The following is a 16,556-nucleotide window of genomic DNA, read 5'->3' on the forward strand; positions in this document are numbered from 1 at the left end:
CTGGAGGACGGGGGCCGGGAATGACGGCGTGATCGACAAGCTCGACTTCCTGCTCGCGCTGGCCCGCGAGCAGCATTTCGGCCACGCGGCCGAGGCCTGCGGCGTCACGCAGCAGACGCTCTCGGCCGGGGTGAAGCAATTGGAGAACCGGTTCGGCGTGCAACTGGTGCTGCGCGGCTCGCGCTTCCAGGGCTTCACGCCGGAGGGCGAGCGGGTGCTGGCCTGGGCGCGGCGGATCGTGGCCGATGCCCGCGCCATGCACGAGGAGGTCACCGGCCTGCGCCGGGGCCTCACGGGCCACCTACGCATCGCCGCCATCCCCACCGCCCTGCCGATGGTCGCGCGGCTGACGACGCCCTACCGGGAGCGCCACCCGGACGTGCGGCTGACGATCGAGTCCGCGACCTCGACCGACATCTTCTCCCTGATCGAGAACCTGGAGGCCGATGCCGGCCTCACCTACCTCGACAACGAGCCGCTGGGCCGCGTCGTCTCGGTGCCGCTCTATCAGGAGCGCTACCGCTTCGTGACGGCGGCGGGCGGGCCCTACGACGGGCGCGAATCGGTGACTTGGGCCGAGACCGGCCGCGTGCCCCTCTGCCTGCTGACGCCGAACATGCAGAACCGGCGGATCATCGACCAGCAGATCCGCGCCGCCGGGGGCGAGCCCGCCGCGACCCTCGAATCGAACTCGATGATCGTGCTGATGAGCCATGTGCGCACGCTGCGCTGGGCGTCGATCATGCCGGCGGTGCTGGTCAACGCGCTGGGCTCCATCGAGGGGCTGCAGGCGATCCCGATCACCGCCCCCGACGTCGTGCACACGATCGGCCTCGTCGCGCCCCGGCGGGAGCCGTCCACGCCGATGGTGACGGCGTTGGTCTCGGTGGCGCGGCAACTCGCCCAGTCCATGGCGCAGGAGGCGGAGGCCTGAGGCCAAACAAAAAGGCCGCCCCAGAGGGACGGCCCGTCGTGCGGCGCGGTGAGGCGCGCTTACTTGATCTTGCTTTCCTTGAAGTCGACGTGCTTGCGCGCGACCGGGTCGTACTTGCGCATCGTCAGCTTCTCGGTCTGCGTCCGCGAGTTCTTCTTGGTGACGTAGAAGTAGCCCGTGTCGGCGGTGGAGACGAGCTTGATCTTGACGGTGACGGCCTTGGCCATGGCGGTTGCTCCTGAGCGGGTGGCATTCCGCCGCGTGAGCGAAACGCAAAAGGGCCGGGGAGGCCCGGCCGAATACGGCGGGTGGCATGCCCGATCGGGGCGGTCAGGTCAAGGGGAGCGACGCCTCAGGGTCCCGGCCAGGGGCAGGGCGTAGGCCAGGAACAGGCCGAGCAGGGCATAGGCGAAACCGTCCGGCGGGATCAGGTCGAGCCCGCCGCCGATGACCGGCGGGCCGAGGATCAGGCCGACATTGTAGAGCACCACGAAGGTCGCGTTGGCGCCCGCCAGATCCGCCGCCGAGACCCGCGCCCCGAGGGCGGCGAGCCCCACCGTGTAGAGCGTGCCCGCGAGCCCGCCCCACAGGAACAGCAGGACCGCGAGGGCCGTCGCGGACCCGGAGGCCGCCGGGATCAGGGCCGAGCCCACGGCGCAGCCGAGGCTGGTGCCGAGGAGGACGAGGGTCCGGTCGAAGCGGTCGGCGAGCCAGCCGAAGGGGATCTGGAACAGCACGTTGCCGAGCGCGATCAGGCTCAAGAGCCCCGCCGCCCCCTGTGCGTCGTAGCCGATGCGCAGCCCGTAGAGGGGCAGGATCGCGAAGATGCCGGTCTCGACGGCGCCGTAGAGCAGGGCGGCGCAGAGCGCCGCGGGGGCGAAGCGGACATAGCCGAACACCCCGCGCCCGGTCCCGCCCTCGACGGCGGGCGACAGGCCGCGCGCGAGGAGCACGGGCAGGAGGCCGGCGAGCACGAGGAGCGCGCCGGTCAGGTAGGGCCAGACCCCCGTGGTGCCGACGAGGGCGATCAGCACCGGGCCGGTGGCGAAGCCCAGCGCCAGCACGGTGGTGTAGATGCCGAGCACGAGGCCCCGCCGCTCCGGGGGCGCGGCCGCGTTGATCCAGTATTCCGACAGGACGAACAGCGCCCCGAGCCCCGCCGAGAACACGAAGCGCAGGGGGAACCACGGCCACAGGCCGGGCAGGAGCGGGAAGGCGACGAGGCTCACCGCCGAGACGACGAGCGACAGGGTCAACAGGGGCACGACCCCGATCCGCGAGGCCACGCGCGGCACGAAGGGTACGACCAGAATGCTGCTGATGCCGGCCATCGCCGTGTTGAGGCCGATCAGCGTGCTCGACGCCCCCCGCCGCTCCATCTCCAGGGAGAGGAGCGGGATCGACAGGCTGAGGCCGATTCCCACCACCGCGACGCAGGCGATGGCCGCTGCGATGGCCGCGACGCGCTCCCGTTCGGTCGGCATCCAGCCGCCGCGCCCTCCGGCCGCCGCGACGGGGCCGGATCCCTCGACCTGTGTCACAGAAACTCCCGCTCGCGGCGGCCGTAGCGCTCGTAATGGAAGGGGATCTGCCGGTGGGGCGCGAAGTCCACGGCGATCTGCGCCTCCAACTCGTCGAGGATGGCGCCGGTGATATAGGGCAGGTCGAGCTTGCGCGCCGCATCGAGGCGCACCCAGGCGAGTTCGGTGAACTCGCTGTCCTCGCTCACCCGGCCGGTCTCCTCGGCGGCGACGCCGGTGCGGTCCACCGCGAAGAAGCGGGTGTCGAACCTCCGCACGCGCTTGGGCGGCGTGATCGCGCGGGCGACGAGGTGAAGGGCTTCGAGGTCCGGCAGCACCCCGTGCCGCTGGAACGCCTCCCAGCCCTCCGGCACGTCCTCCGGCGGGCCGTACTCGGCGGTGCCGAGCATCAGGCCGGTCTCCTCGTAGGTCTCGCGGATCGCCGCGAGCGCCAGGGCGCGGCCGAGATGGTGCGGCGGGCGGGAGATGCGGCGGGCCAAGGCGGCCTCCGCGTAATCGGGCAGGGCGCCGGCCACGGTCATGGAGCGGTCGCCGAGTTCGATGCGGCCACCGGGGAAGACGAACTTGCCGGGCATGAAGGCGAGCCGGGCGTTGCGCCGGCCCATCAGCACCTTCGGCCCGCCCCGTCCGCGCCGGTCCAGGACGATCATCGTCGCGGCGTCGCGGGGGCGCAGGCTCGCGGCCGGACGGGGGGCCTCAGGTGCGGCTTGCGGGGCCGCCGGGTCCGGCTGGGGCAAGGCGTGTCTCCTCCCGCCCCGGTGCGGGGCGGGCCTGCGGTAGCGCGGCGAAGCCGTGCATGCCAAGGGCGTATTGCAGGCCGACGACCGCCCCCTTCACCGGCTGCAGCAGCCCGAGGGCGAGCACCAGGGTGAAGACCGGCCAGACGCCCATCTCCACCCACAGGGGCACCTCGTAGGCGCTCTCCGTCTCCAGGATCAGGTAGCCCACGATGTGGGCGACGATGAAGATCACCACGTAGGGCGGCAGGTCGTCGGCGCGGTGGTGGTGCAGTTCGAGGCCGCACGCCTCGCAATCCGGCCGCACCTTCAGGAAGCGGCCGAACAGCTTGCCTTCCCCGCAATAGGGGCAGCGGCCGATGAAGCCGCGCGCCAGGGAGCGGATCAGCCCCGTGCGGGCGGGCGTCTGCGTCGTGGGCATTCTTTCATTCCCAAACGAACTCAGCGGCGCGAGCCGCGATGGCGCGTGCCGGTGTTGCGGATGCCGGAGGGGCGTCCGGGCGAAGCCGCCTTGAACGGCCGTCCGGGGCTCCGCGTCGTCCCGCCGCCGCCCCTCTTCCTGCCCTCGCTCAGCAATTCGAAGCGAAGCGCGCCGGCCACGGGCGCGGCCTCCACGAGGCGGACCTCCACCCGGTCGCCGAGGCGGAAGGTCTCGCCCGTGCGCTCGCCGACGAGGGCGTGGCGGCCCTCCTCGTGGCGGAAGTAGTCGGCGCCGAGCTGCGAGATCGGCACGAAGCCGTCCGCCCCGGTCTCGTCGAGCTTGATGAACAGGCCCGCGCGGGTCACGCCGGAGATCTGCCCGGCGAAGGTCGCGCCGACCCGGTCGGCGAGATGGCCCGCGATGAGCCGGTCGATGGTCTCGCGCTCGGCGGCCATGGCCCGGCGCTCCGTCGCGGAAATGCTCTCGCCGATGGCGGCGAGGTCTCCCACGGACACGTCTGACGAGAGCCCGCCCGATCCGAGCCGGCAGGCCGAGATCAGCGCCCGGTGGACGATGAGGTCGGCGTAGCGCCGGATCGGCGAGGTGAAATGCGCGTAGCGGCGCAGGTTCAGGCCGAAATGGCCGAGGTTCTCGGAGGCGTAGACGGCTTGCGCCTGCGAGCGCAGCACGACCTCGTTGATGAACACCGCGTGCTCCGTCTCGGCCACCGAGCGCAGGATGCGGTTGAACAGGTCGGGCCGCAGCGCCCCCTCCTTCGGCAGCTTGACGCCCACCGAGGCCAGCACCTCGCCGAGCGCGCGCATCTTCTCCAGGGCCGGCTCGTCGTGCACCCGGTAGATCAGCGGGTGCTTGGCCGCCTCCAGGGTCTCGGCGGCGGCGACGTTCGCCTGGATCATGAACTCCTCGATCAGCCGGTGGGCGTCGAGGCGCTGGGGCACGACCACCCGGTCGACGCCGCCCTCCGGCGTGAGGAGCACCTTGCGCTCGGGCAGGTCGAGGGCGAGCGGCCCGCGCCGGTCGCGCGCCGTCCGCAGGGCCGCGTAGGCGGTCCAGAGGGGCTTGAGCGCCTTGTCGAGGAGCGGGCCGGTCTTCTCGTCGCCATGGCCGTCGATGGCGGCCTGGGCCTGCGCGTAGGAGAGCTTCGCCGCCGAGCGCATCATCACCCGGTGGAACGTGTGCTTGCGCTTCGTCCCGTCGGCGGCGATCACCATGCGGACGGCCAGCGCCGGGCGGTCCTCGCCCTCGCGCAGGGAACACAGGTCGTTCGAGATGCGCTCGGGCAGCATCGGCACGACGCGGTCGGGGAAATAGACCGAGTTGCCCCGCTCCAGCGCCTCCCGGTCGAGGCTGGTGCCGGGGCGGATGTAGGCGGCCACATCCGCGATGGCGACCGTCACGACGAAGCCGCCGGCATTGGCCGGGTCCTCGTCGGGCTCGGCCATCACCGCGTCGTCGTGGTCCTTGGCGTCGGGCGGGTCGATGGTCAGCAGCGGGCGGTCGCGCCAATCCTCGCGGCCCTTCAGCGTGGCGGGCTTCACCGCGTCGGCCTCGGCCAGCGTCGCGTCGGCGAAGACATGCGGGATGCCATGGATGTGCAGGGCGATGAGGCTCACCGCCTTCTCGGAGCCCAGCGAGCCCAGCCGCTCCTTCACCCGGCCCCTGGGCAGGCCGAAGCGGGTCTCGCGTTCCAGGGCGACGCTCACGAGGTCGCCGTCGCGGGCCTCGCCTTCCTCGCCCGGCGGGATCAGGATCTCCTTGCCCTGGGCCTTCTTGTCGACGGGCACGATCCGTCCGCCCTGGGCGCCGGCCCGGTAGACGCCGATGATCTCGGCCCTGTTCTTCCCGATGACCTTGATGACCCGGCCGGAATAGCCGCCCTCCGCATCGCGCTCGACGCGGATCAGGGCGCGATCACCGATGCCCGGCGCCGGGCGCTTGGCGCCCCGCCCGCCGCGCACGGGCATGAGCACGATGGAGGGCGGCTTGCCCTCGCCGGTCCATTCGGCGGGCACCGCCAGGAAATCGCCGTGGCGGTCGCGGGAGCGGATGTCGGCGAGCACGACGGGCGGCAGGCGCCCGGCCGCCGCGAGGCCGCCGCGCCCGCGCTCCAGGGCGCCCTCGCCCTCGATCTCCTTGAGGATCGCCTTCAGCTCGATCTTCGCCGCGCCGCCCTTCACGCCGAAGGCCTTGGCGATCTCGCGCTTGCCGACGCGTTCCTTCGATTCGGCGACGAAGGCGAGGATCTGCTCGCGCGTGGGGAGCGTCTGGGGGAGGGCGGTGTCCGCCTTCGCGCGGGTGCGGGGTGCCAAAGATCCGTGCCGTATCTTGAGAAAGGACGAGCGGGCCGTGCGGCCCGCGCTTCCCCCCGAAGGTGGTGGCGCAGACGGCGCACGGCAACGACTCATCCGTGTTCGTCAACAGATGCCGCAGGTTGGCTCCGGTCAAGTCGCCGCGTCAGCCGGTCGAGGCCGACTTGCGGATGGTCTCCACCGCGCCGTCGATGTCGAAGCCCGGCGCCAGCAGGTCGCCGAGGGCGAACGGGCACTGGCGCGGCAGGGTGAGGTTCACCTGTCCCTCCTCGTCGGCGAGGTCCGGCGTCTCGGCCGCCTGGATGGCGAGCGTCCAGGCGCCGTCGATTCGGACATGGGCCGGGTCCGGCGGGTTCGCGGCCAGCGCCTTCAGCCGGGCGGCCCCTTCCTCCCGGCAGGCGAGGCTCTTGGCGTCGTCCGAGAACAGGGCCGCCTTGATCAATTCGGCCAGGGCATCCCTGACCCGTTCCACATCCGCGTTCATGCCTTGTCCCGGTGAGTGACTCCTGCGACGGACTGGCAAGGGCGGTGCCAGCCGCCTCGGCTTCCCTCGCGGGCCGCCGGGTGTAGAACGCGCGGCATGATCCCGGTTCTCACCCGCACCGCCGACGCGGTTCCCCTCTACGAGGCCGCCTGCGCCGAACTCCTCGCGCGCGGCTTCGCGGGCGACCTGTCGCTGACGCCGGCCGACCGGACGGTCTTCTCCACGGACAACTCGATCTATCAGGTCGAGCCCGGCGCCGTCGCCTTCCCGCGAAGCCGCGACGACCTCGTGCGGATCGCGCGCCTCCTCGACGATCCGCGCTTCACGGAGATCGTCATCCGCCCGCGCGGCGGCGCGACGGGGACCAACGGGCAGTCGCTGGGCCATGGCCTCGTGGTCGACACCTCCCGGCACATGAACCGCATCCTGGAGATCGACGTCGCGAACCGGGTGGTCCGCGTCGAGCCCGGCGTGGTGAAGGACCAGCTCAACCGCGAGTTGGCCAAGCACGGCCTGTTCTTCGCCCCCGAACTCTCGACCTCGAACCGCGCCACCCTCGGCGGGATGATCTCGACGGATGCCTGCGGCCAGGGCTCCTGCCTCTACGGCAAGACCCGCGACCACGTGCTGGCGCTGACCTGCGTGCTCACCGACGGCACCGTCTGGACCGCCGAACCCCTCGACGCCGAGGGCCTCGCCGCCGCCAAGGCGCAGCCGGGCCGGGTCGGGGACATCCACCGGACGGTGGATGCGGCGATCACCGCGAATGCCGCACTCATCGCCGAGCGCTTCCCCAAGCTCAACCGCTGCCTCACCGGCTACGACCTCGCCCATGTGCGTGACGGACAGGGGCGTTTCGACCTGAAGAGCCTGATCTGCGGATCGGAGGGGACGCTCGCCCTCATCGCCGAGGCGCGGCTGAACGTTCTGCCGATCCCGAAGGCGGCGGCGCTGGTCGCCCTGTCCTACGTCGATTTCGACGCGGCGCTCCGGGACGCGCAGGCGCTGATGCCGTTCGGCGCAGCCTCCGTCGAGACCATCGATTCGACGGTGCTCGGCCTCGCCCGCAAGGACCCGATCTGGGCCGAGGTGCGGGCCTTCTTCCCGGACGATCCGGCGGGCCGCACGGTCGAGGGCATCAACCTCGTGGAGTTCGTCGGCGACGACGAAGGGGCCGTCGCGGCGGCATTGAGCCGGCTCACGAGCGTTCTCGACGCGGAGCGCGAGAGCCACGGCAAGCGCGTCGGCTACACCATCGCCCGGGGCGCGGCGATCGAACGGCTGTGGACCATGCGCAAGAAGGCGGTGGGCCTGCTCGGCGCGGCGAAGGGCGAGGCACGGCCGATCCCCTTCGTCGAGGACACGGCGGTGCCCCCCGAGGTGCTGGCCGATTACATCGCCGAGTTCCGCGCCCTCCTCGATGCCAAGGGCCTGCGCTACGGCATGTTCGGACATGTCGATGCCGGCGTGCTCCATGTCCGCCCGGCCATCGACCTGAAGGACGAGCGCCAGGGCCCCCTGATCCGCGAGGTGACGGAGGGGGTCGTGGCGCTGACGAAGCGCTACGGCGGGCTGCTCTGGGGCGAGCACGGCAAGGGCTTCCGCTCGGAATTCGTGCCCGAGACCTTCGGGCCGCTGATGCCCGTGCTGGAGACGGTGAAGCGCGCCTTCGATCCCGGCGACCGGATGAACCCCGGCAAGATCGCCTCCGCCGCCGGCCGGTCGCTCACGCGGATCGACGGCGTACCCCGCCGGGGCGAGGCCGACCGGACGATTCCCACCCCCGTCCGGGCCGCGTTCGATGCGGCGCTCCATTGCAACGGCAACGGCGCCTGCTTCTCCTACGACACCGACGAGGCCATGTGCCCGTCCTGGAAGGCGACCCGCGAGCGGCGCCATTCGCCCAAGGGCCGCGCCTCGCTGATGCGCGAATGGCTGCGGCTTGCCACGGCCGCCGGGGCGGACCCCGCCGCCGCGCTCCGGGCCGAGCGCCCGAACTGGCTCGGCGATCTCCTTCGCAGTTTGCGCCCCGCCGGCCACCGGGACGACTTCTCCCATGCGGTGAAGGAGGCGATGGACGGCTGCCTCGCCTGCAAGTCCTGCACGGGCTCCTGTCCGATCAAGGTCGATGTGCCGAGCTTCCGGGCGAAGTTCCTCGCGCTCTACCACCAGCGCTACCCGCGTCCGCTGAAGGACCATCTGATCGCGGCCCTCGAACCGCTCCTGCCTCTGGCCGCGCGGGCGCCGCGGCTCGGCAATCGGCTCGCCGCCAACCCCCTCGCGCGGTCGGTGCTGGCGCGGCTCGGGCTGGTAGCGATTCCCGCCCTCTCGACCTTCGATCTCGCGGGGGCGCTCGGCCGGCTCGGCGTCGCCACCGCGACCCCGCTGGCCCTGCGCGGCCTCGGCGCGGAGGAGCGCAAGAAGTCCGTGGTGATCGTACAGGACGCCTTCACCACGCATTTCGAGGCGGAGCTCGTCGCCGACCTCTGCGCCCTGCTGGTGGAACTCGGCTTCCGGCCCTGGCTGGCCCCCTACCGGCCGAACGGCAAGCCGCTCCATGTCCACGGCTTCCTCGCCCGGTTCGGTCAGGTCGCAGCCGAGGGCGCGGCCTCCCTGCGGGCGCTCGCGGCAGAGGGCGTGCCCCTCGTCGGGATCGACCCGTCGATGACGCTCACCTACCGTTCGGAATACGCCGCCGCGCTGCCCGCCGGGGCGGTGCCGAAGGTCGAGATGGTGCAGGAATGGCTCTCCGGCCGGCTTGGGGAGATCGCCCCGCGCCAGGGCGGTCAGCGCTACCGGCTGCTGCCCCATTGCACCGAGCGCACCAACGCCCCCGGCGCGGTGAAGGACTGGCAGGCGGTGTTCACCCATCTCGGCCTGAGCCTCGACGTGCCGGCTTCCGGCTGCTGCGGCATGGCCGGGACCTACGGCCACGAGGCGAGCCACCGGACGACCTCCGAGACGATCTACCGGCAAAGCTGGGCGCACCACGTCGCCGCGTCGGCGGGCGATCTCCTGGCGGATGGCTATTCCTGCCGCTCCCAGGCGAAGCTCGTGGACGGCATCCGCCTGCGCCATCCGGTGCGGGCGCTCCTCGACCATGTGCGGACGAGCGCCGTCGCGGCACCCCGGAAGGCGGCGGCATGAGCGAGGCCCGCACGATGCGCGTCGCCGTGATGGGGGCGGGGGCGGTCGGCTGCTATTACGGCGCCGTGCTGGCCAAGGCCGGGCATCCGGTCACGCTGATCGGCCGGCCGGCCCTCGCGGAGGCCGTGGCCGAGCGGGGCCTTGTCCTCGACACCGCGCAAGGACGCGAGACCATCGCGCTCAACGCCGTCACAGGGCCGGAGGGCGTGGCCGGGGCGGATCTCGTCCTCGTCTGCGTGAAGTCGGGGGACACGGACGAGGCCGGGCGGTCGATGCGGCCGCATCTGACGCCCGGCGCCGTGATCCTCAGCCTGCAGAACGGCGTCGACAACGGCGAGCGGCTGGCCTCCATCCTCGGGCGGCCGGTCGTGCCGGTGGCGGTCTACGTCGCCACCGCGATGGAGGGGGCGGGCCATGTCCGCCATCACGGGCGCGGCGACCTGATCCTCGGGACGGGCGGCGAGGAGGTCGCGGCGCACCTGAACGCGGCCGGCATCCCGGCGACGATCTCCGAGCGGGTGCGGGACGCCCTCTGGGCGAAGCTCACGATCAACTGCGCCTGGAACGCCCTCTCGGCGCTGGGCGGCCAGCCCTACGGGCGGCTCTTCGCGGGCGAGGGCGTGACGGCTTTGCTGGCCGACGTCACCGCCGAATGCGTCGCGGTGGCAAGGGCGAGCGACGTGCGCCTGCCGGAGGACATGCTGGATCAGGTCCGCGCCATCGCGCGCACCATGGCCGAGCAGCGCTCCTCGACGGCCCAGGACCTCGCCCGGGGCCGCCGGACGGAGATCGACCATCTCAACGGCCTCGTCGTCCGCGAGGGCGAGCGATTGGGCATCCCGACCCCGGCGAACCGGGTGCTGCACACGCTGGTGAGGCTGGTGGAGCCCTGAGGGGCGCTACCCCTTCGCGGTCCCGGCCTTGGCCCGGCCCGATCCGCCGGGATGCTTGCCGCCGCCGTCGTCCTTGTTGACGGTCGCCCAGGCGCGGGCCTCGGCTTCCTTTTCCGGAACGCCCCGGCTCTCGTAGGACTCGGCGATGTGCTCGGCCTTGCGCTTCTGCTTGTCCGTGTATTTCGACTTGTCGCCCTGGGACATGGCGCGTCCTCCCGATGGAAGCGGCGGCCTCACGAGACTCCGGTGGGGCCGTCGAGGATCGCCCGCACCCGCCGGATCAGCTCCGTGCGGCGATAGGGCTTGTTCAGAATGTCGAATTCCGAACCCCCCACATCGGTTCGCTCCAGGCTCGCCTCGGCGTAGCCGGTGGCGAGCAGCACCTTCAGGCGCGGCTGGCGGCGGCGGGCCTCGCGGGCGAGCACCACGCCGTTCATGCCGCCGGGCATGATCATGTCGGTGAAGAGCAGGTCGATGCGCTCGCTGGAATCGAGGATTTCCAGCGCCTCCTTGCCGCTGCCGGCCATCAGCACCGTGTAGCCGAAGTCGCGCAGGATGGTGCGGGCGAGTTCGGCCACGTCCTGCCGGTCGTCCACCACGAGGACCGTCTCTGTGCCCGGCCGGTCGATGGTGCGCAGGGCGACCTTGGCGGGCATGGCCTGCTCGCCCTCGACCGCCGGGAAGGACAGCTTCACCGTCGTGCCGGACCCCACGGCGGATTCGATCTGTGCCGCCCCGCCCGATTGCTTGGCGAAGCCGTAGACCATGGAGAGGCCGAGCCCGGTGCCCTTGCCCTCCTCCTTGGTGGTGAAGAACGGGTCCATCACCCGCGCCAGCACGGCGGGGGGCATGCCGGTGCCGGTGTCGGTGACGGCGATGGAGGTGTAGCGCCCCTCGCGCAGGGGGCCGACCTCGTGGTCGGCATTCACCGTCACGGTGCGGTTGGCGGTGGCGATGCGCACGGTGCCGCCGCCCGCCATCGCGTCGCGGGCGTTGATGAGGACGTTGAGGAGCGCGACCTCGGCCTGGGTCGGGTCCACCCGGCAGTTCCAGAGGTCGTCCGCGAGGTCGAACTCCACCTGCACCGCGTCGCCGACCGAGCGGTCGATCATGTCCCGCATCCCCTCGACGAGGGTGTTCAGGTTCACCGAGCGGCCTTCCAGGCGCTGCTTGCGGGCGAAGGCCAGGAGCTGCTGCGTGAGGGTGGTGGCGCGCTCCGCCGCCTGCCGGATGTTGTCCGTGGCGCGCCCGAGCCGCGCCCGGTCGGCATCCGGCTTCTCCAGCCCGGCGGCGAGGATGTCGACGTAGCCGACGATCACCTGCAGCAGGTTGTTGAAGTCATGGGCGATGCCGCCGGTCAGCTGGCCGAGCGCTTCCATCTTCTGCGCCTGCCCCAGCGCCTCCTCCGCGTCGCGGCGGCGGGAGACGTCGAGCTGCGAGCCGAAATAGTAGACGAGTTCCCCTTCCGTGTTGTGCACGGGCGAGACGAACAGGGCGTTCCAGAAGGTCGAGCCGTTCTTGCGGTAGTTCAGGATCTCGGTGGCGAATTCCCGCCGCTCCGCGATGGCCGTGCGCACCTGGGCGATGGTCGCCCGGTCGGTCTCGGGCCCCTGGAGGAAGCGGCAATTGCGGCCGATCAGTTCTTCCGGCGTGTAGCCGGTCATCGCCAGGAAGGCGCGGTTGGCGAAGATGATCGGGTTGTCGGGCTGGCGCGGGTCGGTCACGATCATCGGCATCCGCGTCGTCTCGACGGCGGCGAAGAAGATTTCGCTCTTGGGGTCGGACACCTCCGCCGGGGCGTCGTCGTGGACGCGTGTCCCTTGGGACTCGGACATCTGTTCGGTCTCGCGCATCCCGCCGGTCGTCGGCGACGGTGGGAATCGCTCTGCCGACGCCAACGGTTCCCCCTAGCTTGGGCGGAAATCTGCGCAAGTGCGAAAGGGGATGCCGGCCCTCAGGCGAGGGCCAGCGCGGGCTCCTGCGGCGCCGGCTTGGCCAGGGTCGGGGCGGGCTGCGGCGCCCGGCTCGCCGCCAGAGCGGCCGAGAGGGCGTCGCTCAGCGAGGTGACGAGATAGTCCGCCGAGGTCGCCCGGCGCAGGCGGTCGAGGCTCGCCGGGTCGCGCTCGCGCCAGAAGCCCACGAGCACCTTCACGCCGGGTATGGCGGCGCGGGCCTGCCGCACGGTGAAGCGCACCTGCGAGAGGCTGACGGGTTCGAGGTAGGAGAAGCACACCATCGCGATGCCCTCCTGCTCCTCCGGCCGCTCGCCCGCGCGGATCGCGGTCATGGACAGGGTCTGTGAGGCGAGGCCGTGCCGGGCCAGGATCTGGCTCAGCATCAGCGTCGCCGCCTCGTCGAACGGGCCCCGGCTCGACACGCAGAGCACCGGCTTGGCGCCGCGCCACGCGGGGGCGAGGTCTTCGCGCCCGAGCACGATGGCCGCCTCCTGCCGGTCGGGGCCGACCGCGTCGAGGGCCGCCGCCGTCTCGGTGTCGGCGCCCCGGCTGGTCTTGCGCCGTGCCCGCCGGGCGACGGGGAGGGTGCCGAGCCGGGCGACCACGGCGCGGATCGCCGTGCCGACCTCCTCCTGCCGCTCGCGCACCAGCGTCCCGCGCGAGAGATCGTCCTGCGCCAGCAGCAGCCCCGCCTGCACCACCTGATCGTAATAGGTGACGAGGGCGCGCTCCTTCAGGAATTGCCGCCCCTGCTCGATGGCCTCGGCGGGGTCGTTCGCCAGCATCCGCTGGTAGAAGATCTCGGAGGGCGCCAGCGCCGGCCGGTCGCCGAGCAGCACGTCGAGGTACCAGAGCCGGTCGACATGGCGGCCGAGCACCACGAGGCAGACGGTGAGCGGCGTCGCCAGGACGAGGCCGATCGGCCCCCACAGGAAGGTCCAGATCGTCGCCGAGAGGATGACCGCGATGGGCGAGATGCCGGTGGAATGGCCGTAGAGCAGCGGCTCGATCACATGGCCGCACAGGGGCTCGACCACCAGGAACAGCGCCACGGTGGAGATCACCATCGACCAGCCGGGGTCCACCGCCGCCGCCAGGATCACCGGCAGCAGGGCGCTGATCGCCGCGCCGATATAGGGGACGAACCGCAGGATCGCCGCGAGCACGCCGAACAGGGTCGGGCTCGGCACGCCGATGAAGCCCAGCCCGAGGCCGATCACGAGGCCGAAGGCGATGTTCAGGGCGAGCTGCGCCAGGAAGAACTTGGAGAGCCGGCTCGTGGCGTCGTCGATGGCCGCCGTGGTCCGCCGCAGGTCTCCGGGGCCGATGAGGCGGATGGCGCGGTTCCGCAAATCCTCGCGCTGCATCAGGATGAAGATCGTGAAGATCAGGATCAGGCCGGTCGTGGCCAGCGGATGCAGCACCGGGCCGGCGAAGGTCTGGAGCGTGTCGAGGACGCTCGCCCGCGCGGGGCTCAGTTCCACGGTCAGCGGATGGGTGGGGGTGCCGGGCTCGCCCTTGTACTCGGCGGCCGGCGGCGGCGAGATCGCCGCGCCGAGGTCCTGCACCATGTCCACGAGGCGCGACAGGGAGCTCGACCCGTCGGTGGCCCCGCGCAGGTCGCGGATCTTGTCGCGCATCGTCAGGGTGTAGCGGGGCAGGTCGGAGGCGAGTTGCGATGCCTCGCTGGCGATGAGGCTCCCGATCCCGAACAAGGCGCCGAACACGATCACCACGACGAGCATCACGGCGGGCGCGCGCGGCACCCGCGCCCGGCGCAGCAGCCGCACGAAGGGCGCCAGCACGAAACTCAGGAGGATCGCCAAGGTGACGGGCACGAGGATCTCGCGCCCGAAATAGAGCGCGGCCATCACCCCCACGACGAGGAGGAAGGAGGCGAGCGCCACCATGATCGGCAGGCCCTGCCTCAGGCGCTGCGCCGTGACGGGATCCTCGCTCACTGACACCCTTCCCTCACCTCAGTGCTTCACTTGCGAAGCCGGCCTCAGCCGGTCTGCGCCGTCTCTCCGAGCGCCGTGCTGATCTGGCTGAGCAGCTTCGAGAAATCGACCGGCTTCGGGTGGTAGTCGTCGCAGCCCGCCTGGATCGCCTTGTCCCGGTCGCCGGACATGGCGTGGGCGGTCAGCGCGATGATCGGGATGGTGCGGGTGTCCGCCCCGGCCTTCAGGGCGCGGGCGGCCGACCAGCCGTCGAGGACGGGCAGGTTCATGTCGAGGAGAATCACGTCCGGCTGCCCGGCACGGGCCTGCCGCACGCCGGCTTCGCCGTCATGGGCCAGGATCACCTCGTAGCCCCGCCGCTTGAGGCGCCGGGACAGGAAGTCCCAGATCTCCTCATGATCCTCGACGAGCAGTATCTTCGCCATCCCCATCCCCCATCGCCCCGATCCTGCTCTGCGCCATCGCGCGGCGATGCACAATGCTCCGACTTCCTCCAACGTCCGCCGAGCCAATCCGGTCCCTCGATCCGTGACGGTTCCGTGCGGCTGAATTGATTATTCAGCGGTCGGGGGCGTCCGGCGCCTCCCACGATCCCGTCGCGGCGGTCTGGGGGCCCGGCTCCGGCACGCTCCAGCGGAAGGGCAGGGCGCCGGGCCGGCGCCAGCCCCGCGCGACGTCGAACCGCCAGGAGCGCTCGGCCCCTCCGAAGCGCGCGGCCTCGTTCCCGCTCCAGTCGATCTCGGCGCGGCCCTGGAGGACGAGGAGGTCGCCGGTCTCGAAATCCGGGATCAGGAGGGAGGCGCGCGGGTCGCCGAGGAGGTTGCCGAACGTGTTGAAGAAGCGGTTGCCGGAGAAGTCCGGCACGCTCAGCCCGTCGCCCTCCACGCGGACGAAGCCCGGCCGTCCGCCCCGGTGGGAGATGTCCACGCCCCCGCCCAACTCCTCGCGGGACCGGCTGGCGACGAACAGCGTGTCGGCGGCCCCGATGACCGCGCGGGCGGCCGCATCGAGGCCGGTGAGCGGCGTGCTCCGGCCCGTCCGCCGCAGGAGGGGCGTCGCCTCCCGGCGCTGGATGTATTTCGGGCAGTTCCCGAAGCTCTCCGCGACGTGGACCGTGAAGCCGTCCCCGTCGCGGGCGACGACCGTGCCGTTGGCGCGGTTGCGGCGGCGGTTCGACAGGTCGAGCCCGAGCAGGCCGACGGGGCGTCCCGCCACGAGGTGGCGGCCGGCGGGGTCGTCGGGGGCCGGCGTGTCGGCGATGCGCAGATGCGTCGCGTCGGGCGAGCGGATGAAGCCCGGCGCGCCGGTCGCCATCGTGGCGACGGGCCAGCCCGCCTCATCGACTGTCCCGACGAACAGGTAGGGCAGGCTGGCGAAGAAGCTCCGGTGCTGATCCGGCATGAAGGACCGGATCGCCGGGATGTCGCCGAGGACGTGGCCGGCAAGCGCCTGCGCCGCGCGCTCGTCGTCGTGGAAGGTGGCCATGGCGCTCACTCCTCCGGGATGGGCGAGGCGGGCATGGCGACGAAGCCCGGCAGGGCCTCGATCCGGCCGATCCAGGCGCGGATCGCCGGATAGGGCGCGAGCGAGACGCCGCCCTCCGGCGCATGGGCGACGTAGGAATAGCAGGCGATGTCGGCGAGCGTCGGGTGGTCGGCCGCGAGGAAGGCCCGGTCCGTCAGGTGCCGGTCCATGAAGGTCAGGACACGCTCGGCCGTCGCGTGGACGGTCTCGCGATCCGCCTTGGCGCCGAAGACGATCATCAGCCGGGCGAGTGCCGGGCCGGTGCGCACCTCCCCCGAGGCGATCGACAGCCAGCGCTGCACGGCGGCGGCCCCGACGGGATCGGCCGGCATCCAGCCGCTGCCAGGCGCGTAACGGGCCGCCAGATAGACGAGGATGGCGTTGCTGTCAGGGACGACCACCTCGCCATCCGTGAGCACCGGCACCTGCCCAAGCGGGTTGAGGCGGCGCAGCTCCGGCGTCGGCGGCAGGGCCTGCATGAAGCGGTAGGGCAGGCCGAGCAGCGACAGGAACAGCTCGGCGCGGTGCGAGTGACCCGAGAGGCGCAGGCCGTAGAGGGTGATATCGGGATCGGACATGGTGGATCCTCCTTCCACCGGTAAGATCGCCCTTGCACACGCCGCGCGAAA

General features: G+C 71.9%; 14 protein-coding genes and 1 pseudogene. 3 read left to right on the plus strand and 12 right to left on the minus strand.

The genetic code is table 11. The annotated features are described in order from the left end of the window. The first annotated feature begins 28 nt into the window (after positions 1-28). Complete coding sequence (locus ACXJ1Y_RS18905) at positions 29-934, plus strand: LysR family transcriptional regulator (RefSeq protein ID WP_463847657.1); 906 nt, start codon at positions 29-31, stop codon at positions 932-934. A 59-nt stretch (positions 935-993) separates the two neighbouring features. Here the strand turns inward: ACXJ1Y_RS18905 and rpmG are convergent, their stop codons facing one another. From rpmG to ACXJ1Y_RS18935, 6 genes are all read right to left on the minus strand, one after another. Next, positions 994-1,161, minus strand: a complete 168-nt coding sequence (gene rpmG / locus ACXJ1Y_RS18910) for a 50S ribosomal protein L33 (protein ID WP_238252163.1) — start codon at positions 1,159-1,161, stop codon at positions 994-996. 108 nt (positions 1,162-1,269) lie between these two features. Continuing rightward, a complete protein-coding gene (locus tag ACXJ1Y_RS18915) occupies positions 1,270-2,418 on the minus strand; it encodes an MFS transporter (RefSeq protein WP_463850170.1) in 1,149 nt (382 codons plus the stop codon). A 53-nt stretch (positions 2,419-2,471) separates the two neighbouring features. Then, a complete protein-coding gene (locus ACXJ1Y_RS18920; RefSeq protein WP_463847658.1) occupies positions 2,472-3,212 on the minus strand; it encodes an NUDIX hydrolase in 741 nt (246 codons plus the stop codon). Continuing rightward, on the minus strand, positions 3,172-3,633 hold the full coding sequence (locus tag ACXJ1Y_RS18925) for a DUF983 domain-containing protein (RefSeq protein WP_463847659.1): 462 nt from the start codon (positions 3,631-3,633) through the stop codon (positions 3,172-3,174). The genes ACXJ1Y_RS18920 and ACXJ1Y_RS18925 overlap by 41 nt, the downstream gene beginning before the upstream one ends. A gap of 20 nt (positions 3,634-3,653) precedes the next feature. Continuing rightward, positions 3,654-5,963 (minus strand): ribonuclease R, encoded by a 2,310-nt coding sequence (gene rnr / locus ACXJ1Y_RS18930; RefSeq protein WP_463847660.1) that lies wholly within the window; start codon positions 5,961-5,963, stop codon positions 3,654-3,656. A gap of 145 nt (positions 5,964-6,108) precedes the next feature. After that, positions 6,109-6,447 (minus strand): hypothetical protein, encoded by a 339-nt coding sequence (locus ACXJ1Y_RS18935; RefSeq protein WP_463847661.1) that lies wholly within the window; start codon positions 6,445-6,447, stop codon positions 6,109-6,111. A gap of 96 nt (positions 6,448-6,543) precedes the next feature. Between ACXJ1Y_RS18935 and ydiJ the strand changes: the two genes are divergently transcribed. Next, on the plus strand, positions 6,544-9,594 hold the full coding sequence (gene ydiJ, locus ACXJ1Y_RS18940; RefSeq protein WP_463847662.1) for a D-2-hydroxyglutarate dehydrogenase YdiJ: 3,051 nt from the start codon (positions 6,544-6,546) through the stop codon (positions 9,592-9,594). Next, the gene (locus tag ACXJ1Y_RS18945; protein WP_463847663.1) at positions 9,591-10,487 is read left to right on the plus strand and encodes a ketopantoate reductase family protein; all 897 of its coding nucleotides are present in this window, start codon (positions 9,591-9,593) and stop codon (positions 10,485-10,487) included. Before ydiJ ends, ACXJ1Y_RS18945 begins: the two co-directional genes overlap by 4 nt. Before the next feature lie 27 nt (positions 10,488-10,514). On the opposite strand, the pseudogene ACXJ1Y_RS18950 reads toward ACXJ1Y_RS18945, so the two are convergent. The 6 genes and pseudogenes from ACXJ1Y_RS18950 to ACXJ1Y_RS18975 form a co-directional block, all read right to left on the minus strand. After that, positions 10,515-10,691, minus strand: a pseudogene (locus ACXJ1Y_RS18950) (plasmid stabilization protein); the annotation flags it as partial. A 29-nt stretch (positions 10,692-10,720) separates the two neighbouring features. Continuing rightward, positions 10,721-12,322 carry a hybrid sensor histidine kinase/response regulator gene (locus ACXJ1Y_RS18955; protein WP_463847664.1) on the minus strand — a complete coding sequence of 534 codons (1,602 nt, stop codon included), beginning with the start codon at positions 12,320-12,322 and terminating at the stop codon, positions 10,721-10,723. Positions 12,323-12,441: 119 nt separating this feature from the next. After that, a complete protein-coding gene (locus ACXJ1Y_RS18960) occupies positions 12,442-14,403 on the minus strand; it encodes an AI-2E family transporter (protein ID WP_463847665.1) in 1,962 nt (653 codons plus the stop codon). Positions 14,404-14,447: 44 nt separating this feature from the next. Beyond that, positions 14,448-14,828 carry a response regulator gene (locus ACXJ1Y_RS18965; protein WP_243959128.1) on the minus strand — a complete coding sequence of 127 codons (381 nt, stop codon included), beginning with the start codon at positions 14,826-14,828 and terminating at the stop codon, positions 14,448-14,450. A 133-nt stretch (positions 14,829-14,961) separates the two neighbouring features. Next, entirely contained in the window at positions 14,962-15,888 is a 927-nt protein-coding gene (locus ACXJ1Y_RS18970) for a pyridoxamine 5'-phosphate oxidase family protein (protein WP_463847666.1), read from the minus strand. 5 nt (positions 15,889-15,893) lie between these two features. Further along, positions 15,894-16,505, minus strand: coding sequence for a glutathione S-transferase family protein (locus ACXJ1Y_RS18975; RefSeq protein ID WP_463847667.1), 612 nt, complete (start codon positions 16,503-16,505; stop codon positions 15,894-15,896). Positions 16,506-16,556 lie beyond the last annotated feature (51 nt).

The sequence above is a fragment of the Methylobacterium sp. TK26 genome (assembly GCF_055361565.1).